This is a genomic window from Mycobacterium sp. NGS69, from assembly GCF_059812165.1.
On record NZ_JCALCD010000002.1, the window covers coordinates 271,763 to 296,214 of the forward strand.

The following is a 24,452-nucleotide window of genomic DNA, read 5'->3' on the forward strand; positions in this document are numbered from 1 at the left end:
GATGGCCGCAACCTCGCGCGTCACCGCATCCGACGGCGTCACCCTGGCGGTCCACCGCTACACCGAGATCGACCCGGGGCGCCCGACCATCCTCGCGATTCACGGCTGGCCCGACAACCATCACCTGTGGGACGGCGTGGCCTCCGAGCTGGAGAAGTGCGGCCGCTACAACGTGGTGGCCTACGACGTCCGCGGCGCTGGCGAATCATCGCGCCCCGCAAGGCGATCCGGCTACGCCTTTCCCCAACTGGTGTCCGACATCGGCGCGGTGATCGACAGCCTGGGCGTCGGCCCCGTGCACCTGCTGGCCCACGACTGGGGGTCGATCCAGGCCTGGCCGGCCGTCACCGACGACGACATGATGGCCAAAGTCGCGTCGTTCACGTCGATTTCGGGTCCGCACCTGCGTTACGCGGGCAGATTCCTGCGCTCGGCGCGAACTCCCCGGGCCGTCGGTCAGGTCGCCCGGCAGCTGCTGGGCTCGACGTACATCGCGTTCTTCCTGTGCCCCGTCGTACCCGAGCTGGCGTTCCGTTCGCGGCTAGGCGTGAAAGTCCATGAGGCCCTTGAGCGCATCGGCCGGTCGAGCACCCGCAGCCGGCGCGAGCGGCCGGCGCGGTCCATCGCCGACTACGTCAACGGGCTGGGCCTGTACCGCGCGAACATGCCCGGGCCGATGCTGCGGCCGGGCGCGCAGCTGCCGAAGACCACCGTCGCGGTCCAGGTTGTGGTGCCGCGCAAGGACATCTTCGTGACGCCCGCGCTGCAACGGTTCACCGGCGCGATTCCCGAAAACGGCCGGGTGATCGGTATCGAGGGCGGGCACTGGGTGGTGACGTCGCGCCCCGAGGTGATCGCCCGGCTGACCGCCGAGTGGGTCGAGGAGACCGTCGCCGGCGCGGCCGGCGGATCGGTGGTGCGCGGCGGACCGCGCGAGGTCGGGGGCAAGCTCGCGCTGGTCACCGGGGCGGGTGCGGGCATCGGCCGGGCCACCGCGGTGGAACTGGCCCGGCGCGGCGCGGCCAAGGTGGTGATCGCCGACCGCGATCTGGCGGCCGCCGGCGACAGCGCGGACGCCGTGCGCGCGGCGTGCGCCGAGGCGGCGGTGTACCAGGTCGACGTCAGCGACGAACCCGCGATGAACGCCCTTGCCGCACAAGTGCTTGACGAGCACGGCGTGGTCGACATCCTGGTGAACAACGCCGGCATCGGGATGGCGGGCCGGTTCCTGGAGACGAGCTCGGCGAACTGGGAAGACATCATGGGCGTCAACGTCCGCGGTGTCATCTGCGGCTGCAGGGCGTTCGCGGCGCAGATGGTCGAGCGTGGCGAGGGCGGCGCGATCATCAACGTGGCGTCGGCGGCGGCGTTCGTCCCGTCGAAATCCATGGTCGCCTACGGCACCACGAAGGCGGCGGTGCTGGCGTTCAGCGAATCGCTGCGGGCCGACCTCGCCGACGAGGGTATCTCGGTCACGGCCGTGTGCCCCGGGTTCGTCAACACCAACATCGCCAAGAGCACCGTTTACGCCGGCATGACCGCCGAACAACAGGAGCGCGCCCGGGAGAAGGCCGACGCGGCCTACCGGCGGCGCAACTACACACCGGAGGCGGTGGCCAAGGCGATCGTCAGGGCCGTCGAGACCGGCCCGGCCGTCGTCCCGATCGCCGCCGAATCCCGGATCGGCTACGCGCTTCGGCGCATCAGCCCGTCGGCGCTGCGCCTGTTCGCCCGCTACGACATTCGCCAGAATTAGGGATTGCGCCGTGCCGGAAAGCATTTGGGGAAGCAGGCCGGTCGACCTGTACGGTCGGCGCGACCGCGACCGGCTCGGCACCATGCTGTGGGGCGTCCGCCTGTGGTTCGGGGGATTCGCCGCTGTCTCGCGGTGGAAGCCGTCGCGGGTGAAGCCGGTACCGCGGGTCCTGCACGCGGTGATCACCAAGCGCGAACTCGTCGCCCCCGACGTGGTGGCGCTGACGCTGGCCGACCCGGACGGCGGCCTGCTGCCGTCGTGGACGCCCGGCGGGCACATCGACGTGCAATTGCCCTCGGGCCGGCGCCGGCAGTACTCGCTGTGCGGCCCGCCCGGGCGCCGCACCGACTACCGCATCGCCGTGCGCCGGATCCCCGACGGCGGAGGCGGTTCCATCGAGATGCATGACGCCTTCAAGGTGGGGGACACGTGCGTGTTCGAGGGCCCGCGCAACGCGTTCTATCTCGGCACCGCCGAACGCGACGCGTTGTTCGTCATCGGCGGCATCGGGGTGACGCCCATCCTGCCGATGATGCGGGCCGCGTCGCAGCGCGGAATCGATTGGCGCGCAATCTATGCCGGAAGAAGCCGCGAGTACATGCCGTTCCTCGACGAGGTGATTTCGGTGGGCCCGGATCGCGTGACCGTCTGGGCCGACGACGAGCACGGCCGCTTCGCGGGCGTCGACGACCTGCTGGCCGGCGCCGGCCCGACGACGGCGGTGTACGTCTGCGGGCCAACGCCCATGCTCGAGGCGGTGCGCGCGGCGCGAAACGAATTCGCCGACGCCCCTTTGCATTACGAGCGGTTCAGCCCGCCGCCCGTGATCGACGGGCGTCCGTTCGAGTTGGAGCTGGCGCGGTCGCGGCGGGTCGTCGGCGTTCCGGCGAACCGCTCGGCGCTGGACGTCATGCGCGATCTCGATCCGACCACCCCGTACTCGTGCCGGCAGGGCTACTGCGGGACGTGCAAGGTCAAAGTGCTTGACGGACAGGTCGATCACCGCGGCCGCGTGGCGGTCGGTGACGACGAAATGGTGGTCTGCGTGTCGCGGGCAAGGGGCGATCGGCTGGTCATCGACGCGTGAGCCGGTAGCCCACGTGGGCCACCTTGATGCCGGGCAGCGGCTCCCAGTCGAGGGTGCGGCCATCGACACGGAAGTCGTTCTTCTCGTAGAAGCGGCGCGCCTTGTCGTTCTGCACCGCGGCCCACAGGATCACATCGCCGCACGGGTGCGCGCTCAGGATTTCGTCGAGCAGGCGGCCGCCGATGCCATGCCGCTGGCTGTCGTCCGCGATGTAGAGCGCGTCTATCTGGACGGCGCCGCGCTCGTCGGAATCCGGGCCGAAGATGGCGACCCCCAGTGGCCGGCCCCCCGACTCGGCGACCCACATCCGCCAGCCCTCGCGATTCAGCGTGTGGGGGTAGATCTCGGCGACCCAGCGCTTCGGCGGACCCAGGATGTCCAGCAGCGGCGGCGTCAGTATTCCGGCCCAGGATTGTCGCCACACCGGGTAGTGCATGTCCGCGACGTCGGCGAAATCGTCCGGTGTGGCTTCGCGGATCCGGATGTCGAGGACCTCCACACGTCAAGGCTAAGGGTCAAAGCTGGAGGTCGAGGCTAGGGCCTCGCTCCAGGTAGGCGGCCAGCGCGTTCGTCAGGCCCCGCCGGGCCATGTCGAGGTCCGCGTACGAGCCGAGCTGGCGCTCCGATACCAGGCCACGCATCGCGCCGGGGATCAGCGCGGCCACCTCCCGCACCCGGTCCGGGTCGACGTCCAGGCCGGCGAAGGCGTTCTGGCACGTCTCGAGCCAGCTCTTGCCCCAGGAGAACAGCTCGGCGGCGGTGCGCGGGTAGAGGCGTTCCAGCTCGCGCGGGTCGCGGGGGAGCGCGGCCCGCAGGTTTTCGATCGCACGCGAATCCGCCGACGCCAGGCCGCGATACAGCGTGTCGATGATGGCGCCGACGCGCTCGCGCAGCGGAGCGTCGGGTTGCACCGGCGCCGAGAAGGTGGCGGCGCGCCGCTCGGCGGTGCGATGCAGCACGGCGGCCCAGAAGCCGTCGGTGTCGCCGAACTGGTACTGCACCGCGCCCCAGGTGGCGCCGATGTCCTTGGCGATGCGATTGGCCGACACCGACCCCGGCTCGCCCGAGGCCAGCGACTTCAGTGCCGCCTCGAGCATGCTTTCGCGCGTCGCGCTGCCCCGCCGGTTGGGGCGCCGCCCGGCGACCTTGGTTTCGGCCACCCGGCTAGCCTAACATTTTCATAGAGGGTACGATGATTCTATGGCTAAGCCGCCGCTGTCGATGAAGCCGACCGGATGGTTCCAGGTCGCCTGGTCCGACGAGATCGCCGTCGGCGATGTGCACAAGATGAAGTACTTCGACCAGGAGATGGTCGCGTGGCGCGCCGAGTCCGGCGGCCTCACCGTGATGAACGCCTACTGCGAGCACCTCGGCGCGCACCTCGGTTACGGCGGCAAGGTCGTCGGCGACGTGGTGCAGTGTCCGTTCCACGGCTGGCAGTGGAACGCCGAGGGGCGCAACGTCTGCATCCCGTACCAGGATCGGCCCAACCGGGGCAGGCGAATCCGCACCTACCCCGTGGTGGAGCGCAACCAGTCGGTCTACATCTGGCACGACGCCGAGCACCGCGAACCCTACTTCGACGCGCCCGACGTGTTCGCCTCGTTCGACGACGGCCGCAGCGCGGACGACTACTACCCGCAGCAGCGGCTGTATCGCCCGGGCCTGGAGCTGCACCCGCAGTACGTGCTCGAAAACGGGGTGGACTTCGCGCATTTCAAGTTCGTCCACAACACGCCGATCGTGCCGGTGTTCACCCGCCACGACTTCGCCGACGCGGTGTCCTTCGTCGACTTCACCATCACCTTCGAGGGCGACGACGGTCAGCGGATCGAGGACGTCAACAGCGGAGTCGAGGCCATCAACGGCGGTTTGGGCGTCGCGGTGACCAAGAGCTGGGGGATGGTCGACAACCGCACCATCTCGGCCGTCACGCCCGTCGACGAATCCACCTCCGACGTCCGGTTCATGGTCTACATCGGGCGGGCGCCGGGCAAGGATCCGGCGCGGGCCGAGCTCAGGGCGACCGAGTTCGGCCGGGAAGTGATCCGGCAGTTCGAGCAGGACATCGAGATCTGGCAGCACCAGCGCTACTCCGACCCGCCCGCGCTGGCCCCCGACGAATACGAGGGCTTCACCGCGATCCGCAAGTGGGCCAAGCAGTTCTATCAGGAAGGCTACGCCAAATGAATGCACCGATCCGCGTCTTTCAGGTGGCCACCGGGAACGTCGGTTCCGAGATGATCAGGCGGATCGCCGGGGCGCCGGACCTGGAACTCATTGGACTGCACTGCTATTCGCCGGAGAAGATCGGCCGCGATGCCGGCGAGCTCGCGGGCATCGCGCCCAACGGCGTGACGGCCACCGGCACCGTCGAGGAGATCATCGCCGCCAAGCCGGACGTGCTGACGTTTCACGGCGTCTTCCCCGACGAGGACCTCTACGTCAAAGTGCTTGAGGCGGGCATCAATATCGTCACAACGGCCGATTGGATCACCGGCTGGCACCGCGACACGAACCACCCGCACCCGTCGGGCAAGCCGGTGACCCGGTTGCTGGCCGAGGCCGCCGAGTTGGGCGGCGCGACGTTCTACGGCACCGGCATGAACCCGGGCCTGAACCAGATCCTCGGCGTGGTGTGCTCGGCCGACGTGGCCGAGATCGAGAACGTCACCACCATCGAGTCCGTCGACGTGTCGTGTCACCACTCCAAGGACACCTGGCTCGAGGTGGGCTACGGCCAGCCGGTCGACGATCCCGAGATCCCGTCGAAGCTGGAGAAGTACACCCGCGTCTTCGCCGACAGCGTGCTGATGATGGCCGACTGCTTCGACGTCACCCTCGACGAGGTGAAGTTCAGCTACGAGCTGGGCGCCTGCACCAAGGACGTGGACCTGGGCTGGTACACGCTGCCCAAGGGCTCGCTGGGCGGCAACTACCTCAAGTACCAGGGCATGGTCGACGGGGTGCCCCGCGTCGAGACGCACCTGGAATGGCAGATGACGCCGCACACCGACCCGAGCTGGAACATCAAGGGCTGCTACATCACTCAGATCAAGGGCGACCCGTGCGTCTATAACAAGCACATGATCTTTCCGCGGCCCGGCGTGGACCTGTCCAATCCGGACAACTTCGCCTCGATCGGCATGACCGTGACCGGCATGCCCGCGCTGTACGCGATCAAGTCGGTGGTCGCGGCGCGCCCGGGACTGATCACCAGCGCCGACCTGCCGTTGCGCGGGTTCGCGGGGCGGTTCAAGAGGTAGCCAGTCGGGGTCAAGGGGCCTCGTCGTCGTCGTCGAAGAGACGCTCCGGGTGGTGGTAGTCGTTGGTGCGCGCGCCGCGGTCCAGCTGCGGCGGCGGGATCCACTCGGTGCGGCCGTCGGGGAGTTTTCTTGTCCGCCAGCCTTTTTCGATCAGCTTGTGATCGGGCGTGCAAGCGAACGTGAGCTTGTCGGCATCGGTGCGGCCGCCGGTGGCCCACTCGTCGACGTGGTGGACCTCGGACCAGTAGCCGGGCACGTCGCAGCCCGGGTGGGTGCAGCCGCGGTCCTTCGCGTAGAGGACGATGCGCTGGTCCGGCGAGGCGATTCGCCGCGCGCGCCCGAGATACAGTGGCCGGCTCGAGTGTTCGTCGAACACGGCAAGATAGTGGTAGGCGTGGCGGGCCATCCGGATCACGTCGCGCATGGGCAGTAGCGTCCCGCCGCCGGTCACGGCGCGGCCCGCACCGGACGTCAGTTCCTGCAGCGTGGTCGACACGATGACCGTCACCGGTAGCCCGTTGTGCACGCCGAGTTTGGGGTCGCCCAGCCGGCTGCGCACCAGGGCATTGAGCGCGTCGTGCTGCCGCTGAGCGTGGCTGCGGGTGTCCCTGCCGGCGACCTCCTCGGCGGGTTCGCCGTCCACACAAGGGGTTTCGTCGTTCGGGTTGCACATACCGGGTGTGGCGAACCGCGCCAGCCACGCATCGATGTTGGCGCGCAACTCCGGCGAAGCCACCAGCTTCCCGATGCTCATCCCGTCGCTGCGCTGTCCGCACCAGGTGAAGCCGCGCTGGCGGGCGCGGTCGGCGTCGGAGAACTTCCCGTCGGGGTTGATCAGCAGCGCGCACTGATTCGCCACCTTCTGCAACTGGTCGGGGCGCAGTGTGAGCGCCTGGCGGGCCAGGAATCGCTCGGTTTTTCCACCGTGTCGACAGGTATGGCCTCCGGCAGGTCGCGAAAGAAGGTCTGGATCACCCGCCGGTGCTGACCGTCGAGCATGCCTTCTCGCCACGCCTCGGCGGTCGCGGTCAGCTCGGCGGCAGCTCCTGGCCGGTCAGGGTCCGGTGCGGGGAAAGCTGTTTGACGTCACGCAGGCGACGGCACGCCTCCGCGTAGCTGATCCGAAGCCAGTCGGCGACCACCTTGTGGACAGGTCCGCCGATGTCGGCGGGATCCTCATCGGCAAGGCCGGCGGTCACGTCGTGGCTCACCGCGACCTGGCAGCGGCGCGAGGTCTCCATCTCTTCCAGCGCGCGCAGCCGGACGATCGGGCCGTACGCGGCGAAATTCAGCCCGGCGACCTTCGCCGTGGCCGCGCGCAGCTCGTCCAGCGCGGCGGACACCTCGGCCGGAAACGCCATCGAACTCATGTTCGAATGCTATGCCGCGGTATTGCCGCCGACAACGGAGAAAGCGGTCTGTGTGGATGAAAGCTGAACTGTGGATAATCCAAAGTTCAACGAGGCCCGATTAATAGTTCGGGCACAGATCGGCTACCGCATAATTGACGAGTTCGTTCGCTTGATCGGGAGTGAGCCCGGTAGCGCCAAGCCGGGCATCGGAGCGTTGCAGCGCCATGGTCTTCAGCGTGGCGGGAGAAACGCCATAGGAAACTTGGGTGCACAACTTCTGACCCACCTGCAAGAGTGCGGCATCACCGCCGTCGACGTCGCGGATGCCGGCGTTATGCAGGTCTTTGAGATAGGACGACGCGTCAGCCTGAGCCGGGCCGGCCCAGGCGAGCCCAGCGAGCAGAAGTGCGCCACTCACTGCCCCCAAGCGCATAATTCGACCCCTATGCCTTTTCGCCGTCATAGCTTCATCTCCTCTACCTAACGAGGGAATTGGAAAAAGCGCCACCATTGAATGCGCGGCCGAAATCATTGGCACCATCGGCAGCGACGCTGTGATTACGGTAGCGCGTACGGCTGTGAAACAGCTTCGGAACTTGTCACAGAAGACTGGTCAAAATTGTCGCGCAAATTCGCGGCATGCGGTCATCACAGCCCGGACGACGCGAACCCACAAGAAGTTAGGCGCTCGGGCACAGATCGCGCTGGGCCCAATAAACGAGGAGGTCCGCCTGCGCGGGGCTCAACCCGTTGGGGCCCAGGTCGGTGTCGGACTTTTGCAGCGCCATGGCCTGCAGCTGCGCGGGCGGAACGCCGTACGACAATTGCTGGCACAATCTCTGACCCGTCAGCAGCAGCGCCGGATCACCGCCGGCGAAGTCCTGGATCCCGGCGTTGTGCAGGTCGTTGAGGTAGGAGATGGGGTCGGCCTGAGCCGGGCCGGCGCAGACGAGACCGGCGACAAGAAGTGGGCTGCCGATTACCGCCAGGCCCATGAATCGGCCAGAACGCCGCCGTGCCGCCATAGTTCCGTCTCCTTTGCTTGAAGCGAACCGATTGAGTGCTCAATTATCTTGGAGCAATTTCCAGAAACGCGCTAGCGGATCGGCGACGATTCAATGACATCGGCATGTCCAAATGCCTAACACCGCACTCGGTCGATCCGGCTGAACCCGGAGTCTAGGGTGAAAGCCATGCGGGTAGGCGTGCTGGGGGCGAAGGGCAAAGTCGGGTCGACGATGGCGGCGGCCGTGCAGGCCGCCGAGGATCTGGTTCTGTCGGCGGAGGTGGACGCCGGTGATCCGCTGAGCCTGCTGACCGAGGCCGACACCGAGGTGGTCATCGACTTCACCCACCCGGACGTGGTGATGGGCAACCTAGAGTTCCTGATCGGCAACGGAATTCACGCCGTGGTCGGGACCACGGGCTTCACCCAGGAGCGCCTCGAGCAAGTGCAGGCGTGGCTGGCCGACAAACCTGGCACGAGTGTGCTCATCGCACCCAACTTCGCGATCGGGGCCGTGCTGTCGATGCATTTCGCCAAGCAGGCCGCGCCCTTTTTCGACTCGGCCGAGGTCATCGAGCTGCACCACCCGCACAAGGCCGACGCCCCGTCGGGCACCGCGGCCCGCACCGCGAAACTGATCGCCGAGGCCCGAAAAGGCTTGCCGCCCAACCCCGATGCCACCAGCACCAGCCTGCCCGGGGCGCGCGGCGCGGACGTCGAAGGCATACCGGTGCATTCGGTGCGGCTGGCCGGGCTGGTCGCCCATCAGGAGATCTTGTTCGGCACCGAGGGGGAGACGCTGACCATCCGCCACGACAGCCTGGACCGCACGTCGTTCGTGCCGGGCGTGCTGCTGGCCGTGCGGCGCATCAAGGAACGCCCCGGCCTCACGGTGGGCCTTGAGGCGCTGCTGAACCTCGCATGACCGGACGCACGCGCTACATCCAGGTGCTCATCGCGTTCTTGTGCGTGGCGATGCTGGTGTACTTCGTGCTGCTGGGCCGCCTGGCCTTCGCGATGATCGGGTCGGGCCGGGCCGCCGCCGTGGGCCTGGGCGCGGCGCTGCTGATCATGCCGGTCATCGGGCTGTGGGCGATGATCGCCACGCTGCGCGCCGGGTTCGCCCATCAGCGGCTTGCCCGCCTGATCGCCGCGGACGGAATGGAACTCGACACCCGCACGCTGCCGCGGCGGCCGTCGGGCCGCATCGAGCGGGACGCGGCCGACGCCCTGTTCGCCACGGTGCGCACCGAGGTCGAGGCCGATCCCGACGACTGGCGGCGCTGGTACCGGCTGGCCCGGGCCTACGACTACGCGGGGGACCGCCGGCGCGCGCGCGAGGCCATGAAGACCGCGGTCGAGCTGCAGGCCGGCCGATGAGCAAGACGTTGCTGATCGTGCACCACACGCCGTCACCGCACACGCAGGAGATGTTCGAGGCGGTGCTCTCCGGTGCCACCGACCCCGAGATCGAGGGCGTCGAGGTCGTGCGGCGGCCCGCGCTGACCCTCGCGCCCGCCGACGTGCTCGAGGCCGACGGCTACCTGCTCGGGACCCCGGCCAATCTGGGCTACATGAGCGGCGCGCTCAAGCATGCGTTCGACGTCTGTTACTACCCGTGCCTCGACGCGACGCGCGGGCGACCGTTCGGCGTGTACCTGCACGGCAACGAGGGCACCGAGGGCGCCGAGCGGGGCATCGAGGCCATCACGACCGGGCTGGGTTGGACGAAAGTGGCTGAAACCGTGGTGGTTTCGGGCAAACCCAGCAAGGCCGACCTGGAATCGTGCTGGGAACTGGGCGCCACGGTGGCCGCTCAGCTGATGGGATGAGCCACCGATAGGTCGGGCTGGAATGCTTCCGCCGGTTGGACCAGAGCCAGCGCGGTGCTGGAGCCGATCGGCCCGTGCTTGTCGAACAAAACCGCGGTCCCGGTGGCCACACCCGCGGTGCCGTAATGGCTTTGGGCCGCCAACCCGAGGAACTCGCCGTCCGGCAGGCGGCTCGCGGTGACGGTGTAGTCGGCGTTGATATAGCGCAAACCGCCGGTGCCCCAATGGGTGAGCGAGCTCGTGATGTCGCCCACGAACCCCAGGCGGGTGAACGGCGTGAGCGGGTGGCCCTGCACCATCGGGCGAAACAGCCGCGTCCACGCGAACTTCTGCGAATGGGCCTGTTCCCACTCGCCCGCCGCGATGCCGGGGCTGCCCGCACGCGTGGCCCCGTACCCCCAGATCAGGAACGGCATGTCGGCCGGGGAGCCGTCGGCGTCGGCCGGAAGCGGCGGCATCTCGACCGGGCCGGACCACACCTGACCCTCGGGATGCTCGCCCCGCCGCAGGAACAGCCCGCTGGCACGCGCGACGACTCGCCCGTTCTGCACCAGCGCGGCGTCGACGAGTTTGATGCGCCGGCCTTCCCGCTGCACCGACGTCTCGATCCGCACCGGTTCGGGCAAAACCGGGCGCAGCAGGTCGACCGTGAGGCGCGCGGGCTGCAGCTCGGGATCGATGCCGGATTGCTCGATTCCGAACGCCAGCAGGCCGCCGACGTTTTGACCGCCCAGCGCCGTGCCCCACGGCCCCCGCGCCAGCGGGCTCGGCAGATAGGAGTCGCCATCGACAGCGAAGAACGCCTCGGGCATGATGGCGGAATCCTCGATCGTCACCGATATCACGATAGGGCAGGAGGATATAGGGACCGGGCATGCCTCCAGTGATCGAAATTCCGCGCACGCACAACCCATTCCCGACGACCGGCGTGTCCCGCGGCGCCGACGGTATCCCGCGCTACGAACGCCTGCCCGCCACCCTGCTGGACATGCTCGCCGAACAGGTCGACAACCGCCCGAACAGCGAGGCCGTCGTCGAACTCGGCGCCGGCCGATTGACCTACCGGCAGCTGTGGGACCGCGCGGCGCGGGTGGCCGGCGGATTGCGGGCGGACGGCCTGAGCCCGGGCGATCGCGTCGCCGTGCGTTACCCGGCCGGCATCGATTGGGTACTCGCGTTCTGGGGCACCGTGATGGCCGGCGGCGTTGCGGTCGCGGTCAATACGCGCTCCGCGCAACCGGAGGTCGAATTCGTCCGGTCCGACTCGGGCGCCCGGATCGATCTCGCGCCGGACGCGCCACTGCCCGACGGCGAACCCTACGTGACTCACGGCCTCGGCCATGCGGATATCGCCGCGCTGTTCTACACCTCGGGCACCACCGGCCACCCGAAGGGCGTGCCGACCACCCACGAGGCGTTCGTCACCAACACCGAGAACGCGATCCGCTGCCTCGACCAGCCGAGAGACCTCGGCGAGGGAATGCGTACGCTCATCTCGGTGCCGCTGTTCCATGTAACCGGCTGCAACTCACAGCTTTTGGCCGCCGCCCGGCTCGGGGGCGCGTCGGTGATCATGCCCGTGCTCAACCTCGACGAATTGATCGCGACGCTGGCCGCCGAACGCATCTCCGTCATGGTGACCGTGCCGGCCATCTACGCCCTGATGTTGCGGCACAAGGCCTTTGCCGACGCCGACGTGTCCGGTGTGCGCTGGGTCGGCTACGGGGGCGCACCCATCGCGCCCTCGTTGGTGGGAGCGGTGAAGGAGGCGTTCCCCCACGCCACCGTGTTCAACGGGTACGGCATGACCGAGACCGCGTCGCTGATGACCGTCCTGCCGGACCGCGACGCCGTCGAGCACGCCGACTCCGTGGGGTACGCCGTGCCCTCGGTGGACCTCGGCCTGGTCCCGTTCGGCGGTGACGAGCCCGGCGTCGGCGAGCTGGTCACGCGCGGCGCCAACGTCACCGCGGGCTACTGGAATCGGCCGGATGCCAACAGGGGCACGTTCGCGGACGGCTGGCTGCACACCGGCGACGTCGTTCGCGTCGACGACGCCGGGCGGGTGCACATCGTCGATCGGCTCAAGGACATCATCAACCGGGGCGGCGAGAACGTCTCCAGCGTCGAGGTCGAGGCGGCGCTGTTATCGGCGCCCAACGTCGCCGACGCCTGCGTGCTGGCGGTGCCCGACGACGTGATGGGCGAAAAGGTCGGCGCCGTCCTCTTCGCCGGCGAGGGCGGGATTGACGTGCGCGCCGTGCTCGAACACTGCCGCGGCCGGCTGGCCGACTACAAGATCCCGCAATACGTCACCGTGGTAGCCGAAGCGCTGCCCCGCAACGCCGGCGGCAAACTGCTCAAGGGCAAGCTGCGCGGCGAGGTGGAATGGGGCGACCCGCTCCGATGAGCGCCGCCCTGCTGATCGCCAACCGCGGTGAGATCGCCCTTCGGATCATCCGCACGGCAACGGAACTGGGCATCCGGACGGTAGCGGTCTACGCCGAAGACGACGCCGAGAGCCCGCACGTGCACGCGGCCGACGAAGCGATCGGCTTGCCCGGCGCCGGGCCGGCGGCCTACCTCAATCAGGCCGAACTGCTCGCGGCGGCCAAGCAGTCCGGCGCCGAGCTGATCCACCCGGGTTACGGGTTCCTGTCCGAGAACGCCGAATTCGCGCGCGCGTGTTCGGCCGCCGGATACACGTTCGTCGGCCCGGACGCCGGCGTGCTCGAGCTGGTCGGCGACAAGTCGTCGGCCCGCGCCGCCGCGACCGCCGCGGGCGTGCCGGTGCTGCCCGCCACCGAGGGACCCAGCAGCGTCGAGGACGTCAAGGCGTTCTTCGGCGAGGCGGACGGCGCCGTCATGATCAAGGCCCTCGCCGGCGGCGGCGGCCGCGGCATGCGGAAGGTGTACGGCGCCGACGAGATCGAGCACGCCTACCAGCAGTGCGCCGCGGAGGCGCAACTCGGCTTCTCCGATCGCGCGCTGTTCGCCGAGGCGGTCCTCGACGGCGCGCGGCACATCGAGGTGCAGGTCGTGGGCGCGGTGGCCGGGCACCAGACGCGCGCGCTGGCCCTCGGCGACCGCGACTGCAGCATCCAGCGGCGCTACCAGAAGCTGCTCGAAATCGCGCCGGCCCAGGGGCTTTCGGACGCGCTGCGGCGCTCCCTGCACCAGGCCGCCGTCCGGCTGTGCGCGCGGGTGGGCCTGCGCGGGGTGGTCACCGTCGAATTCCTGGTCGCCGGCGACCAGTTCGTCTTCCTCGAGGTCAACCCGCGCATCCAGGTCGAGCACCCGGTGACCGAGGAAACCACCGGGGTGGACCTGGTGGCCGTTCAGCTGGCCATCGCCGGCGGCGCGTCGTACTACGAACTCGGGCTCCCGGCCGGAATCGCCTCGGACGGAAGCGAAGTGATCGGCGAGCCGGCCGCCCGCCGCGGCATCGCGATCCAGGCGCGGGTCAATATGGAGACCTTCGCCGCCGACGGCTCGGTGATGCCGGCGGCGGGCACGTTGACGGTGTTCTCGCCGCCGAGCGGTCCCGGGGTGCGCGTCGACACCTACGGCCGGGCGGGCCTGGTCACCAGCCCGCGCTACGACTCGCTGCTGGCCAAGGTCATCACCCACGTGCGCGGAACGTCGTGGCCGGCGGCGGTGCGCAAGGCCCGCACCGCTCTGGGTGAATTCGGCGTCGAGGGCGTGCGCACCAATATCGGATTCCTGCAAGAGCTGTTGAGCGACAGCGGGATCCAGTCCGGCTGGGTGACGACGGACTTCCTCGACGAGAGGCTTCCCGAACTGGCCGCCGCCGCGCTGTCCCACCCGCAGGACGCCCGCGCCGCGCCGGTCGAGCTCTACCCCGGCGAGGAAGCGCTGCGCGCCCAACTCGCCGGCACGGTCGTGGAGGTGGCCGCGGAGGGGGAGGCCTTCGGCGCCGGCGCCCCGCTCGTCGTCCTCGAGGCGATGAAGATGCAGCATGTGCTCGCCGCACCCGACGCGTTGCGGACGGTCCGGAACCTGGTGGCGCCGGGCCAGGTCGTCGGAACCGGCGATCCGCTGCTGGTCTTCACCCGCACGGGCACCGAGGCCGACAGCGAATCCTTCTCGGCCGCACTCGATCTCGACCGGTCCCGCGCCGACCTCGACGAGGTCAACCACCGGCACCTGCTCACCCGCGACGAGGGCCGCGAGGCGGCCGTCGCCAAGCGGCACGCGCGCGGCCGGCGCACCGCCCGCGAGAACATCGCCGACCTGGTCGACCCCGGCAGCTTCGTCGAATACGGCGCGCTGGCCATCGCCGCGCAACGCAGCCGGCGCTCCGAGGAGGACCTGATCGCCAACACCCCGGCCGACGGGCTCGTCGCCGGCCTGGCCAGGATCGGGGGCGCCGAGGCGGTCGTGGTGTCGTACGACTACACGGTGCTCGCCGGAACGCAGGGCATGCGCAATCACGCCAAGACCGACCGGGTCTTCGAGCTGGCCACTCGAAAACGCCTGCCGGTGGTGCTGTTTGCCGAGGGCGGTGGGGGCCGGCCCGGCGACACCGACGTCGGCGGCGCCGCCGGGCTGGACGTGCCGACCTTCCGGATGCTGGCGGCGCTGAGCGGGCGGGTGCCGCTGGTGTCGGTCGTGTCCGGGCGCTGCTTCGCCGGCAACGCCGCGCTGGCCGGGGCGTGCGACGTGATCATCGCGACCCCCGACGCCAACATCGGAATGGGCGGGCCGGCCATGATCGAGGGCGGCGGGCTGGGGGTGTACCCGCCGGAGGCGATCGGGCCGATCGACGTGCAGCGGCACAACGGCGTGGTGAGCCTGGTGGCCCGCGACGAGGCGCAGGCGGTGTCGCTGGCCAAGCAGTATCTGTCGTACTTCGGCGGCCGCATCCAGGAATGGGCGGCGCCGGATGCGCGGCTGGCCCGACATGTGGTCCCGGAGAACCGGTTACGCGCCTACGACGTGCACCGCGCCATCGAGTCGATCGTCGACGTGGGGTCCGTGCTGGAGCTGCGCCCCGACTACGGCGTCGGGATCGTCACCGCGCTGGTGCGCGTCGAGGGGGTGGCATACGGGTTGATCGCCAACAGCACGCATCACCTCGGCGGTGCGATCGACGCCGAGGCGGCCGACAAGGCGGGCGACTTCCTCGCGCTGTGCGAGTCGTTCCGGCTGCCGGTGATCTCGCTGTGCGACACCCCCGGATTCATGGTCGGGCCCGACGCGGAGAAGGAAGCCGCGGTGCGCCGCTTCGGCCGGATGTTCGTGCTGGGCGCGAGATTGACCGTGCCACTGGGAATGATCATCCTGCGCAAGGGGTACGGATTGGGCGCGATGGCGATGGCCGGTGGTTCCTTCCGCGCGCCGCAGTTCACCGTGGCCTGGCCGACCGGCGAGATCGGCGGCATGGGGCTGGAAGGAGCCGTGCGGCTCGGGTTCAGCAAGGAGCTCGCGGCCCAGCCGGACCCGCTACAACGACAGCAGCTGTTCGACAAGCTCGTCGCGGCGGCCTACCAACACGGCAAAGCGCTGCGGTCGGCCACCACGTTCGAGCTCGACGACGTCATCGACCCGGCAGACTCCCGGGCCTGGATCACCAGGCTGCCGGGAGGCTGAGGGTCGAAGGGTTATCCGTGGCCGGAACCGCAGCCGACGCCCGGCAGACAGCCGGTGCCGCCCGGCACGCCGCCTGGACCGAAGAACTGGCCGCCCGAGCCGCAACCGACGCCCGGTATGCAGCCCTGGCCGCCCGGACCGCCGCCGGGGCCGTTCACGCCGCCGGAGCCGCAGTTGCCGTTGGCGTCGCAGCCGCCGCCGCCCGGGTCGTCCTTGACGACGATGTGGGTCTGCGCGGGCCCCGTCATCGCCGGTCCCGCCGCAAACGCGTCCGCGGCGGCCGTCGGTGCGGCGGCGATCGCTGCGGCGACCGCCCCGGCCACGACCAGTGGTTTCACGAGGTTTAGTTTGGCTAACATGCGTTTCGCATACCACGTGCACACGTGTACAAAACATCGCTGACGAAAATTATTGACGCCGCCGACAGAAGGCACACGATGACCTCACTGGATTTGACCGGACGGACCGCAATCATCACCGGCGCCTCGCGCGGAATCGGGCTGGCGATCGCCCAACATTTGGCCGCCGCCGGCGCCGACGTGGTGCTCACCGCCCGCAAGCAGGAGGCGGCCGACGAGGCCGCGGCGCAGGTCGGCGAGAAGGCCGTCGGCGTCGGCGCGCACGCCGTCGACGAGGACGCCGCGCGGCGCTGCGTCGACCTCGCCCTAGAGCGCTTCGGCCGCGTCGACATCCTGGTCAACAACGCGGGAACGAATCCGGCGTACGGCCCGCTGATCGAGCAGGACCACGCCCGGTTCACCAAGATCTTCGACGTCAATCTCTGGGCGCCGCTGCTGTGGACCTCGCTGGTGGTCAAGGCGTGGATGGGGGAGCACGGCGGGTCGATCGTCAACACCGCCTCGATCGGCGGGCTGCACCAATCGCCGGCGATGGGTATGTACAACGCCACCAAGGCCGCACTGATCCACGTGACCAAGCAACTGGCGCTGGAACTTTCGCCGCGCGTCCGGGTCAACGCCATCGCGCCCGGTGTGGTGCGCACCAGGCTGGCCGAGGCGCTGTGGAAGGACCACGAGGATCCGCTGGCGGCGACGATCGCGCTCGGCCGCATCGGCGAACCGGCCGACGTGGCGGCCGCCGTCGCCTTCCTGGTCTCGGACGCGGCGAGCTGGATCACCGGCGAGACGATGGTGATCGACGGCGGACTGCTGCTCGGCCCCGCCCAGGGATATCAGGCCCAATGAGCACCGAAACGGACCTGACGAAGCGGGTCCAGGCGCTGCTCGACGAGCACGACCCGGCCACCACCGAACCGCGGGAATTCCTTGGCGCGCAGTACGATGCGGGCCTGGCCTGGGTCCACCTGCCGGAGGGCTTCGGCGGCCTGGGCCTGCCCCGGGACGCGCAGCAGCTCGTCGACGCGCGGCTTGCCGCCGCCGGTGCGCCGGTGGGCGGCACTGTCAAGAACTACATCGGCATGGGCATGGCGGCGCCGACGATCGCGGCGTTCGGGACCGACGAGCAGAAACAAAAGTTCCTGCGCCCGTTGTTCACCGGCGAACAGATCTACTGCCAGCTGTTCAGCGAGCCCGGAGCCGGCTCGGACCTGGCCGGGGTGTCCACCCGCGCGGTCCGCGACGGGGACGACTGGATCGTCAACGGGCAGAAGGTGTGGACGTCGCAGGCACAGCACGCGGACATGGCCATCCTGGTCGCACGCACCGACCCGACGGTGCCCAAACACGCCGGCCTGACGTACTTCCTGTGCGACGTGACCCAACCCGGAGTCGAGATCCGGCCGCTGCGCCAGATCACCGGCGAGGCGGAGTTCAACGAGGTGTTCCTCACCGACGTGCGGGTGCCGGACGCGAATCGGCTCGGCCCGGAGGGCGGCGGCTGGCGCGTCGCCACCACCACGCTCAACAACGAGCGCGTCGCCATCGGCACGCGCGCCGGGATGCCGCGGGAGGGCGGTCACATCGGCAAGGTCTCCGCGGCCTGGCGGCACGAGCCGGCGCTGCGCAACCCCGCCATGCACGACGAGCTGATGCGGCTGTGGGTCGACGCCGAGGCCCTGCGGCTGACCGGTGAGCGCTCGCGCCAGCAGGCCAGCACAGGGCAGCCCGGACCGGAGGGTGCGGGCATGAAGGTGGCCTTCGCCCGCCTGGCCCAGGCGATCTCGGGGTTCGAGATCGAGCTGCACGGCGAGGCCGGCCTGCGCTACGACGACTGGACCATGCGCCGACCGGAGACGGTCGACCTGGTCGGCCGCGAGCCCGGATACCGCTATTTGCGGGCGCGCGGCAACTCGATCGAGGGCGGCACGTCGGAAATCCTGCGCAACACCATCTCCGAACGAATCCTCGGGCTGCCGGGCGAACACCGGGTGGACAAGGACGTCGCATGGAAGGACCTGCCGCGGTGAGCGATCTCCTGTACTCCGACACCGAGGAGGCGTTGCGCGACAGCGTTCGTCACCTGTTCGCCGACCGCTGCCCGCCCGAATCGGTGGCCAAAGCGTACGACCCGGTGCCACAAGACTTTTCGGACCTCTGGCGGACGCTATCCGCCGACCTCGGGGTGGCCGGACTGCTGGTGCCCGAGTCCCTGGGCGGCGCCGGCGCGTCGGCGCGCGAGGCCGCCGTCGTCATGGAGGAGATCGGGCGCGCGGTGGCGCCGGTGCCGTTCCTGTCCAGCGCGGTGCTCGCCACCGTCGCGCTGCTGCGCGCCGGCGACACCGAGACGGTGGCGGCGCTGGCCCGCGGCGAGCTCACCGCGGCGCTGGTGGTGCCGCTGTCCACCGCGCCGGGCGATCCGGTGGCGGGCGTGAGCGTCGGCGGCGACGGCCTGACCGGGCTGGTCGGCAGCGTCGCGGGTGCCGCCGAGGCCGACGTGCTGGTGGTGCCGGCGGCCGGTTCCGACGGGCTCGAGCTGCACACCGTGCCGCGCACCGCGGCGGGCGTGGAGGTTTCGCCGGTGCTGGCACTGGACATGACGAGACCGCTTGCGAGCGTGCGCTTTTCGGGGGTCACGTCGTCACGGCTCGGGCCGGCGGACGCCGCGGTGGCCCAAGCGCTTGCGACCGGGGCGGCGCTGCTCGCGTCCGAGCAACTGGGCGTGGCCCAGTGGTGTTTCGACACCACGCTGGCGTATGTCAAGCAGCGCAAGCAGTTCGGCCGCGCGATCGGGTCCTACCAGGCGATCAAGCACCGGCTGGCGGACCTCTGGTTCGAGGTCGGCGCGGCGACGGCGGTGGCGAGGCACGCCGCCGACACGTGCGCCACCGGCGATGACGACGCGGCCACCGCGGCCTCGCTTGCGCAGGCCTACTGCAGCGGCGTCGCCGTGCACGCCGCCGAGGAGTGCGTGCAGCTGCACGGCGGCATCGGGATGACCTGGGAGTATCCGGCGCACCTATACCTCAAGCGCGCCAAAAGCGATCAGTTGGCGTTCGGCACGGCTTATCGTCACCGCGCCCTGTTGGCGAAGTTGGTGAACCTGCCGTCGTCGTGACGCCGGCCGTCGCTGGTGAGCCACAGCTCCTCGGTGCGGTCGTGGAAGGTGACCAGCGCGACGGTGTCGTCGCGGCGGCGCATCGCCGACTTGCTCATGCTGGCCCACACCGAGTGTCCGTCCCGGTGCCGCAACTCGACGAGGCGCTTGGCGCCCGTGCCGACCAGCGCGACCCAGTGGTCGTCGGCCGGTAGGCGGTAGAAGACGTCTTCGAAGATCATCGACGCGAGCTCGTCGTGCGCGTAGCCCACCATGTCGCAGAACGAGCTGTTGGCGAACAGGATGGTCCCCATGCGGTCGACCGCCAGGGCTGGAGCCGGTAGCCGGTCCAGGACGACCAACGCCGGCATCCGATGAAGTTCGTCGATCGGCAATTGCCCGGGCGGCCTGGGGCGTCGGCGCTCACTGCGTGGAAGGCCGGCGGCTGGGGGAATTTCCGCGAGCATGGCCCCTCCCGTCGTCGCCCTGACGCCAAACGCGTTGACAGCAAATAGTATGGTAAGGCCCACTAGTTGTCTACATTTCGGTAGCCCTATTAGCTATTAGTCACATGCACAATAAATTAATGCGTTGGTTACCAGCTATCGACGGAGTTTTGCTGGTGCAATTTATTAGCTGCAATTCCCACGGATCCGTCAGTGCATGAGGAATAGTGTCAATCCAGCAAACTATCTAGCTCGCCTTCGCTAACCTCGTCGACGGGCACGGCATCGTCGCCGCGGTGCGGCAGCAACTGTCCCGCCGGGGACATCGGTAACTCCGGCCCGCCGCGCTCGCCGAGGCTCGAGGCGGGTTATGTTCAGCCCGATCGATATCTTTTCGCTCGGCAAAGACCTCCGGCGCATATGTTTGGCTCGTCGTGTCCGGCGCTGCTGCACAATCGGTTCCCGAGTCACCGCCGGCGGAAATGGGGATAGCGAATGCGTGTGTTGCTGTCGACATACGACTCGCGCGGGGGCGTCGAGCCGCTGCTGGCCCTCGCGGTGCAACTGCGGGCACTCGGCGCCGAGGTCCGCATCTGCGCGTCGCCGGATGACGAGTTCGCCGACCGGGCGGCCGGTTTCGCCGTGCCGCTGGTGGCATTCGGTGAATCGGTGCGCGCCATGACGAGCGCCGCCGGGCCCCAGCCCGAGGCGTCCCTACGGCGGCACTTCGACGAGTTGATCGCCGCGCAGTTCGACACCGTCGCGGGCGCGGCCCAGGGGTGTGATGCGCTGGTGGCCGCGGGCCTGCTGCCGGCCGCGGCCGGCGCCCGGTCGGCGGCCGAAAAGCTGGGTATCCGTTACGTTTACGCGAGCTATCACCCGACCAACCTGCCGTCACCGCACCACCGGCCGCCCTCGTTCTGGAGCTGGCCGCTGCCGCCGGGCGCGGTCGACCACCGGACGCTGTGGGACCTGGACGCCCAGAACGTGAATGCGCTTTTCGGCCCGACACTCAACCGGCACCGGGCCGCGATCGGCCTGCCCCCGGTGCACGACGTCCGTGGCTACGCCTTCACCGACCGCCCGTGGCTGGCGGCGGACCCGGCGCTCGGGCCGTGGCGGGAGCCGGCGGACCTCGACGTCGTCCACACCGGCGCGTGGATGCTGCGGGACACGCGCCCGCTCCCGGCCGAGCTGGTCGAGTTCCTGGACGCCGGCACGCCGCCGGTGTACGTGGGCTTCGGCAGTATGCCCCTGCGCGGCCCGGCGGACATCGCGCTTGCCGCCGTCGAGGCGATCCGCGCGCAGGGCCAGCGCGCGGTGGTCGCCCGGGGCTGGGCGGGCCTGGCACCGATCGACGACGGGGACGACTGCTTTGCCGTCGGCGAGGTCAATCAGCAATCGCTGTTCGGGCGCGTGGTGGCCGTCGTGCACCACGGCGGTGCGGGCACCACGACGACGGCCGCCGGCGCGGGCGCCCCTCAGGTGGTGGTGCCGCAGGGCGCCGACCAGTTGTATTGGGCCCAACGGGTGGGCGAACTGGGCATCGGCACCGCGCACGTGGGAACGGCGCCCACCGCCGAGTCGCTGTCGGCGGCGCTCGAGCCGGTGCTGGCCCCCGAGGTCCGCGCGCGAGCGGGCGCCGTGGCACGCATGATCCGCACCGACGGGGCCGCGGTGGCGGCGACCCTGCTGCTGGAGACGATCAGCCGGGAAGGGGCCGCCAGCCTAGCGCGGTAGCGCCGATCCGAAGACCTCGGTCATCGCCGCCCAGTGCCGCTCGGCGGCGGCCGGGTCGAAGGGAGGGTTGTCCGGGACCGCGAACCCGTGGCCGGCCGAATACCACTCGATGGTGTGGGCCACGCCCGCCGCCGTCAGCGCCTTGTCGAGCTGCTCGGCGTGATCGGCCGTGAAGGATGCGTCGTTTTCGGCGCCGCCCACATACACCGTCGCGGTCATTTGGTCGGCCAGCAGGTGCGGGCTGTCCGCGCCGTCGGTCACCAGCCCCCCGCCGTGGAAGGACGCCGCGGCGGCGACGCGGTCCGGCAGGCGGCCGGCCACCACCAACGACGTCCGCCCGCCCATGCAGTATCCGCACACGCCGAACCGGTCCCCGGACACCTCGGGGCGGCCGGCCAGGTAGCCGAAGAACGCGCCGGCGTCTGCGGCCATCTTGTCCGGCGTGATGCCGCCGATCATTCCGAAAAGGCGCCTGCGCTCCTGCTCGTCGGTGAAGACGGTGGCCATGTCGAACGGGGCCCAGTCGCCGCTGCGGTAGTACACGTCGGGAAGCAAGACCGCGTAGCCGAATCCGGCGAGCTTGGCGGCCATCTCGTCGAAGGTGTCTCGGACCCCGCCGGCGTCGCAGTACATGACAATTCCTGGCCAGGGACCGGGCCCCTGGCCATCGGGGCCCTCGGGGGTGAACAGTCCGACCGGGCAGGAGCCGTCGGGGGTGCTGACGCTGTCGGTGATCTTCGGCATGGGATCCGTTCTACTCCCCGTCCCGCGAGGTAGATTGGCCGCGTGCCGATCGCCACCCCCTACGAGGACCTGCTGCGCGTGGTGCTCGAGCGGGGCGCCGCCAAGTCCGATCGCACCGGCACCGGCACCCGCAGCCTGTTCGGCCAGCAGATCCGCTATGACCTGTCGGCCGGATTTCCGCTGCTGACCACCAAGAAGGTGCATTTCAAATCGGTGGTCTACGAGTTGCTGTGGTTCTTGCGCGGCGACTCCAACGTCGCCTGGCTGCAGGAGCACGGCGTCACCATCTGGGACGAATGGGCAAGCGAGACAGGCGATCTCGGGCCCATCTACGGCGTGCAGTGGCGGTCCTGGCCGACGCCGACCGGCGAGCACGTCGACCAGATCAGTGCGGCGTTGGAGCTGCTGCGCAGCGACCCGGATTCCCGGCGCATCATCGTCTCGGCGTGGAACGTGGGCGAAATCCCGCGGATGGCGCTGCCGCCGTGTCACGCGTTCTTCCAGTTCTATGTGGCCGACGGGCGGCTGAGCTGCCAGCTCTACCAGCGCAGCGCCGACCTGTTCCTCGGGGTCCCGTTCAACATCGCCAGCTACGCGCTGCTCACCCACATGATGGCCGCCCAGGCGGGCCTTTCGGTCGGCGAGTTCGTGTGGACCGGCGGTGACTGCCACATCTACGACAACCACGTCGAACAGGTGCGGACCCAGCTCGGCCGCGAGCCGCGGCCCTACCCGGAACTCATTCTGGCGCCTAGGGATTCGATCTTCGACTACACCTTCGAAGACGTCGTGGTGAAGAACTACGATCCGCACCCGGCGATCAAAGCTCCCGTCGCGGTATGACACGCGTGGGCCTGGTCTGGGCTCAGTCGACGTCCGGCGTCATCGGGCGCGGCGGGGACATCCCGTGGCGGGTGCCCGAGGACCTGGCCCGCTTCAAAGAGGTGACCATGGGCCACACGGTGGTGATGGGCCGTCGGACCTGGGAGTCGCTGCCCGCGCGGGTGCGGCCCCTGCCGGGCCGGCGAAACGTGGTCCTGTCCCGGCGGCCCGATTACGTGGCCGAAGGAGCCGAGGTGCTCGATTCGCTGGAGGCGGCGCTCACCGAGCCGGAGGCGTGGGTGATCGGCGGCGAGCAGATCTATTTGCTCGGGCTGCCGCTGGCCGACCGCTGCGAGGTCACCGAGGTCGAAATCGACCTGCCGCGCGACGACGGCGACGCGCTGGCCCCGGTGCTCGACGAGTCGTGGTTGGGCGTGACGGGGGACTGGCAGGTCAGCCGCACGGGGCTGCGCTACCGGTTTCACACGTACCGTCGTCTGTGAGGGGTCGCGCCGGCGGCGCCGCCCGCGTGACAGGCCGCGCCTGACATACTCGGTACTCGGGGTCGGTCTCACGGGTCTAGAAAAAGCATGTCCAGCGAGGGGGAATTTTCAGTGATTACCGAACCCGCGAAGACGTTTCCGCGTGTGTTCAGGGGCTACGATTCGGCGGCGGTTGACGCGTCAATCGAGGCGCTGACCGCCAAGCAGCAGCTGCTGCTCAACGACGTCAGGAGCCTGGAGGCGCGGCTGACGCAGGCCGGCGACGAAGCGGCGGCGCTGCGCAAGGAGGTCGCCGTCCTCACCGACACCTCGCCCTCGCCCCACGCGGTGCAACTGCGGATGGCCAACATGCTGCGGCGCACGGTCGACGAGGTTTCCCAGCTACAGGCCGAGGCGCGGGCCGAGGCGGACGCGCTGATCGCGTCGGCGGAGGCCGAGGCCGAGGCGTCCCGCCGGGAGCACGAGGAGCGGATGGCGCAGCTGACCGCGCGGCGCGAAGCCCTCGAGGCGGATTACGACGAAAAGAAGAAGAAGCTCGAGGGCGAACTGGCCGGCATGCGTGACCAAACCGAACGCGCGATCGGACAGGCCTGGCGCGATGCCCGGCGGGAGGCCGATCACTATCGCGAGCAGGCCCGTCGGGCCGCGGACGAGGCCAGCCAGCAGCGAATCAAGATCCTGGAGCAACTGGAGCGGGTCTACCGCGACCTGGAGCCCGTCCCGGCCGCTCTGGCGGCGGCCCACCAAGAACAGAAGGATCTGCCGGAGGCGAGCGTCGTCGTGCCGCTGGGCGAGAAGGTCGGCGCGCGGTAAACGCCCGCTAGCGGTGCCG

General features: G+C 69.6%; 24 protein-coding genes and 1 pseudogene. 16 read left to right on the top strand and 9 right to left on the bottom strand.

Translation table 11 applies throughout. The annotated features are described in order from the left end of the window. Position 1 precedes the first annotated feature (1 nt). The gene (locus AC5Y2S_RS06515; RefSeq protein WP_499954782.1) at positions 2–1,756 is read left to right on the top strand and encodes an SDR family oxidoreductase; all 1,755 of its coding nucleotides are present in this window, start codon (positions 2–4) and stop codon (positions 1,754–1,756) included. Positions 1,757–1,766: 10 nt separating this feature from the next. Further along, on the top strand, positions 1,767–2,843 hold the full coding sequence (locus AC5Y2S_RS06520; RefSeq protein WP_499954784.1) for a PDR/VanB family oxidoreductase: 1,077 nt from the start codon (positions 1,767–1,769) through the stop codon (positions 2,841–2,843). Here the strand turns inward: AC5Y2S_RS06520 and AC5Y2S_RS06525 are convergent. Together AC5Y2S_RS06525 and AC5Y2S_RS06530 are read right to left on the bottom strand one after the other, a co-directional pair. After that, on the bottom strand, positions 2,830–3,342 hold the full coding sequence (locus AC5Y2S_RS06525; protein ID WP_499954786.1) for a GNAT family N-acetyltransferase: 513 nt from the start codon (positions 3,340–3,342) through the stop codon (positions 2,830–2,832). The two genes, AC5Y2S_RS06520 and AC5Y2S_RS06525, sit on opposite strands and share 14 nt — an antisense overlap. A gap of 16 nt (positions 3,343–3,358) precedes the next feature. Continuing rightward, entirely contained in the window at positions 3,359–3,940 is a 582-nt protein-coding gene (locus AC5Y2S_RS06530; RefSeq protein ID WP_499955666.1) for a TetR/AcrR family transcriptional regulator, read from the bottom strand. A gap of 103 nt (positions 3,941–4,043) precedes the next feature. On the opposite strand from AC5Y2S_RS06530, the gene AC5Y2S_RS06535 reads away from it, so the two are divergent. After that, positions 4,044–5,033, top strand: coding sequence for an aromatic ring-hydroxylating dioxygenase subunit alpha (locus tag AC5Y2S_RS06535; protein ID WP_499954788.1), 990 nt, complete (start codon positions 4,044–4,046; stop codon positions 5,031–5,033). Further along, positions 5,030–6,109, top strand: coding sequence for an NAD(P)H-dependent amine dehydrogenase family protein (locus tag AC5Y2S_RS06540; protein ID WP_499954790.1), 1,080 nt, complete (start codon positions 5,030–5,032; stop codon positions 6,107–6,109). Before AC5Y2S_RS06535 ends, AC5Y2S_RS06540 begins: the two co-directional genes overlap by 4 nt. 10 nt (positions 6,110–6,119) lie before the next feature. On the opposite strand, the pseudogene AC5Y2S_RS06545 reads toward AC5Y2S_RS06540, so the two are convergent. The 3 genes and pseudogenes from AC5Y2S_RS06545 to AC5Y2S_RS06555 form a co-directional block, all read right to left on the bottom strand. Beyond that, positions 6,120–7,479: pseudogene (locus AC5Y2S_RS06545) on the bottom strand (HNH endonuclease signature motif containing protein). 100 nt (positions 7,480–7,579) lie between these two features. Continuing rightward, a complete protein-coding gene (locus AC5Y2S_RS06550) occupies positions 7,580–7,879 on the bottom strand; it encodes a DUF732 domain-containing protein (protein WP_499954792.1) in 300 nt (99 codons plus the stop codon). Between the two features lie 262 nt (positions 7,880–8,141). Further along, a complete protein-coding gene (locus AC5Y2S_RS06555; protein ID WP_499954793.1) occupies positions 8,142–8,486 on the bottom strand; it encodes a DUF732 domain-containing protein in 345 nt (114 codons plus the stop codon). 168 nt (positions 8,487–8,654) lie between these two features. Here AC5Y2S_RS06555 and dapB point away from each other — a divergent pair, with 168 nt between their 5' ends. The 3 genes from dapB to AC5Y2S_RS06570 are packed head-to-tail and all read left to right on the top strand — an operon-like array spanning position 8,655 to position 10,299. After that, entirely contained in the window at positions 8,655–9,392 is a 738-nt protein-coding gene (gene dapB / locus AC5Y2S_RS06560) for a 4-hydroxy-tetrahydrodipicolinate reductase (RefSeq protein WP_499954795.1), read from the top strand. Then, complete coding sequence (locus AC5Y2S_RS06565) at positions 9,389–9,847, top strand: tetratricopeptide repeat protein (protein WP_499954797.1); 459 nt, start codon at positions 9,389–9,391, stop codon at positions 9,845–9,847. Before dapB ends, AC5Y2S_RS06565 begins: the two co-directional genes overlap by 4 nt. Continuing rightward, a complete protein-coding gene (locus tag AC5Y2S_RS06570; RefSeq protein ID WP_499954799.1) occupies positions 9,844–10,299 on the top strand; it encodes a flavodoxin family protein in 456 nt (151 codons plus the stop codon). Before AC5Y2S_RS06565 ends, AC5Y2S_RS06570 begins: the two co-directional genes overlap by 4 nt. Here the strand turns inward: AC5Y2S_RS06570 and AC5Y2S_RS06575 are convergent. Next, the gene (locus AC5Y2S_RS06575) at positions 10,284–11,135 is read right to left on the bottom strand and encodes a thioesterase family protein (RefSeq protein ID WP_499954801.1); all 852 of its coding nucleotides are present in this window, start codon (positions 11,133–11,135) and stop codon (positions 10,284–10,286) included. The two genes, AC5Y2S_RS06570 and AC5Y2S_RS06575, sit on opposite strands and share 16 nt — an antisense overlap. A 38-nt stretch (positions 11,136–11,173) precedes the next feature. On the opposite strand from AC5Y2S_RS06575, the gene AC5Y2S_RS06580 reads away from it, so the two are divergent. Together AC5Y2S_RS06580 and AC5Y2S_RS06585 are read left to right on the top strand one after the other, a co-directional pair. After that, the gene (locus AC5Y2S_RS06580) at positions 11,174–12,709 is read left to right on the top strand and encodes a class I adenylate-forming enzyme family protein (RefSeq protein WP_499954803.1); all 1,536 of its coding nucleotides are present in this window, start codon (positions 11,174–11,176) and stop codon (positions 12,707–12,709) included. Beyond that, complete coding sequence (locus AC5Y2S_RS06585; protein WP_499954805.1) at positions 12,706–15,912, top strand: carboxyl transferase domain-containing protein; 3,207 nt, start codon at positions 12,706–12,708, stop codon at positions 15,910–15,912. The genes AC5Y2S_RS06580 and AC5Y2S_RS06585 overlap by 4 nt, the downstream gene beginning before the upstream one ends. A gap of 11 nt (positions 15,913–15,923) precedes the next feature. On the opposite strand, the gene AC5Y2S_RS06590 is transcribed toward AC5Y2S_RS06585, so the two are convergent. After that, positions 15,924–16,250 carry a PE-PGRS family protein gene (locus AC5Y2S_RS06590; protein WP_499954807.1) on the bottom strand — a complete coding sequence of 109 codons (327 nt, stop codon included), beginning with the start codon at positions 16,248–16,250 and terminating at the stop codon, positions 15,924–15,926. 99 nt (positions 16,251–16,349) lie between these two features. Between AC5Y2S_RS06590 and AC5Y2S_RS06595 the strand changes: the two genes are divergently transcribed. The 3 genes from AC5Y2S_RS06595 to AC5Y2S_RS06605 are packed head-to-tail and all read left to right on the top strand — an operon-like array spanning position 16,350 to position 19,386. Then, positions 16,350–17,117: an SDR family oxidoreductase gene (locus tag AC5Y2S_RS06595; protein ID WP_499954809.1), complete on the top strand. Its 768-nt coding sequence runs from the start codon at positions 16,350–16,352 to the stop codon at positions 17,115–17,117. Continuing rightward, a complete protein-coding gene (locus AC5Y2S_RS06600; RefSeq protein ID WP_499954811.1) occupies positions 17,114–18,298 on the top strand; it encodes an acyl-CoA dehydrogenase family protein in 1,185 nt (394 codons plus the stop codon). The genes AC5Y2S_RS06595 and AC5Y2S_RS06600 overlap by 4 nt, the downstream gene beginning before the upstream one ends. Further along, on the top strand, positions 18,277–19,386 hold the full coding sequence (locus AC5Y2S_RS06605) for an acyl-CoA dehydrogenase family protein (RefSeq protein ID WP_499954813.1): 1,110 nt from the start codon (positions 18,277–18,279) through the stop codon (positions 19,384–19,386). Before AC5Y2S_RS06600 ends, AC5Y2S_RS06605 begins: the two co-directional genes overlap by 22 nt. Here AC5Y2S_RS06605 and AC5Y2S_RS06610 read toward each other — a convergent pair. Next, on the bottom strand, positions 19,341–19,736 hold the full coding sequence (locus AC5Y2S_RS06610) for a PAS domain S-box protein (RefSeq protein ID WP_499954815.1): 396 nt from the start codon (positions 19,734–19,736) through the stop codon (positions 19,341–19,343). The genes AC5Y2S_RS06605 and AC5Y2S_RS06610 overlap by 46 nt on opposite strands. Positions 19,737–20,306: 570 nt before the next feature. Here AC5Y2S_RS06610 and AC5Y2S_RS06615 point away from each other — a divergent pair. Continuing rightward, positions 20,307–21,551 carry a glycosyltransferase gene (locus AC5Y2S_RS06615; RefSeq protein WP_499954817.1) on the top strand — a complete coding sequence of 415 codons (1,245 nt, stop codon included), beginning with the start codon at positions 20,307–20,309 and terminating at the stop codon, positions 21,549–21,551. Here AC5Y2S_RS06615 and AC5Y2S_RS06620 read toward each other — a convergent pair. Next, on the bottom strand, positions 21,540–22,295 hold the full coding sequence (locus AC5Y2S_RS06620) for a dienelactone hydrolase family protein (RefSeq protein WP_499954819.1): 756 nt from the start codon (positions 22,293–22,295) through the stop codon (positions 21,540–21,542). The two genes, AC5Y2S_RS06615 and AC5Y2S_RS06620, sit on opposite strands and share 12 nt — an antisense overlap. 42 nt (positions 22,296–22,337) lie before the next feature. Here AC5Y2S_RS06620 and AC5Y2S_RS06625 point away from each other — a divergent pair, with 42 nt between their 5' ends. The 3 genes from AC5Y2S_RS06625 (at position 22,338) to AC5Y2S_RS06635 (ending at position 24,433) form a co-directional block, all read left to right on the top strand. Then, positions 22,338–23,138, top strand: coding sequence for a thymidylate synthase (locus AC5Y2S_RS06625; RefSeq protein ID WP_499954821.1), 801 nt, complete (start codon positions 22,338–22,340; stop codon positions 23,136–23,138). Further along, positions 23,135–23,620: a dihydrofolate reductase gene (locus tag AC5Y2S_RS06630; RefSeq protein WP_499954823.1), complete on the top strand. Its 486-nt coding sequence runs from the start codon at positions 23,135–23,137 to the stop codon at positions 23,618–23,620. The genes AC5Y2S_RS06625 and AC5Y2S_RS06630 overlap by 4 nt, the downstream gene beginning before the upstream one ends. A 111-nt stretch (positions 23,621–23,731) precedes the next feature. After that, complete coding sequence (locus tag AC5Y2S_RS06635) at positions 23,732–24,433, top strand: cell division protein DivIVA (RefSeq protein WP_499954825.1); 702 nt, start codon at positions 23,732–23,734, stop codon at positions 24,431–24,433. Positions 24,434–24,452 lie beyond the last annotated feature (19 nt).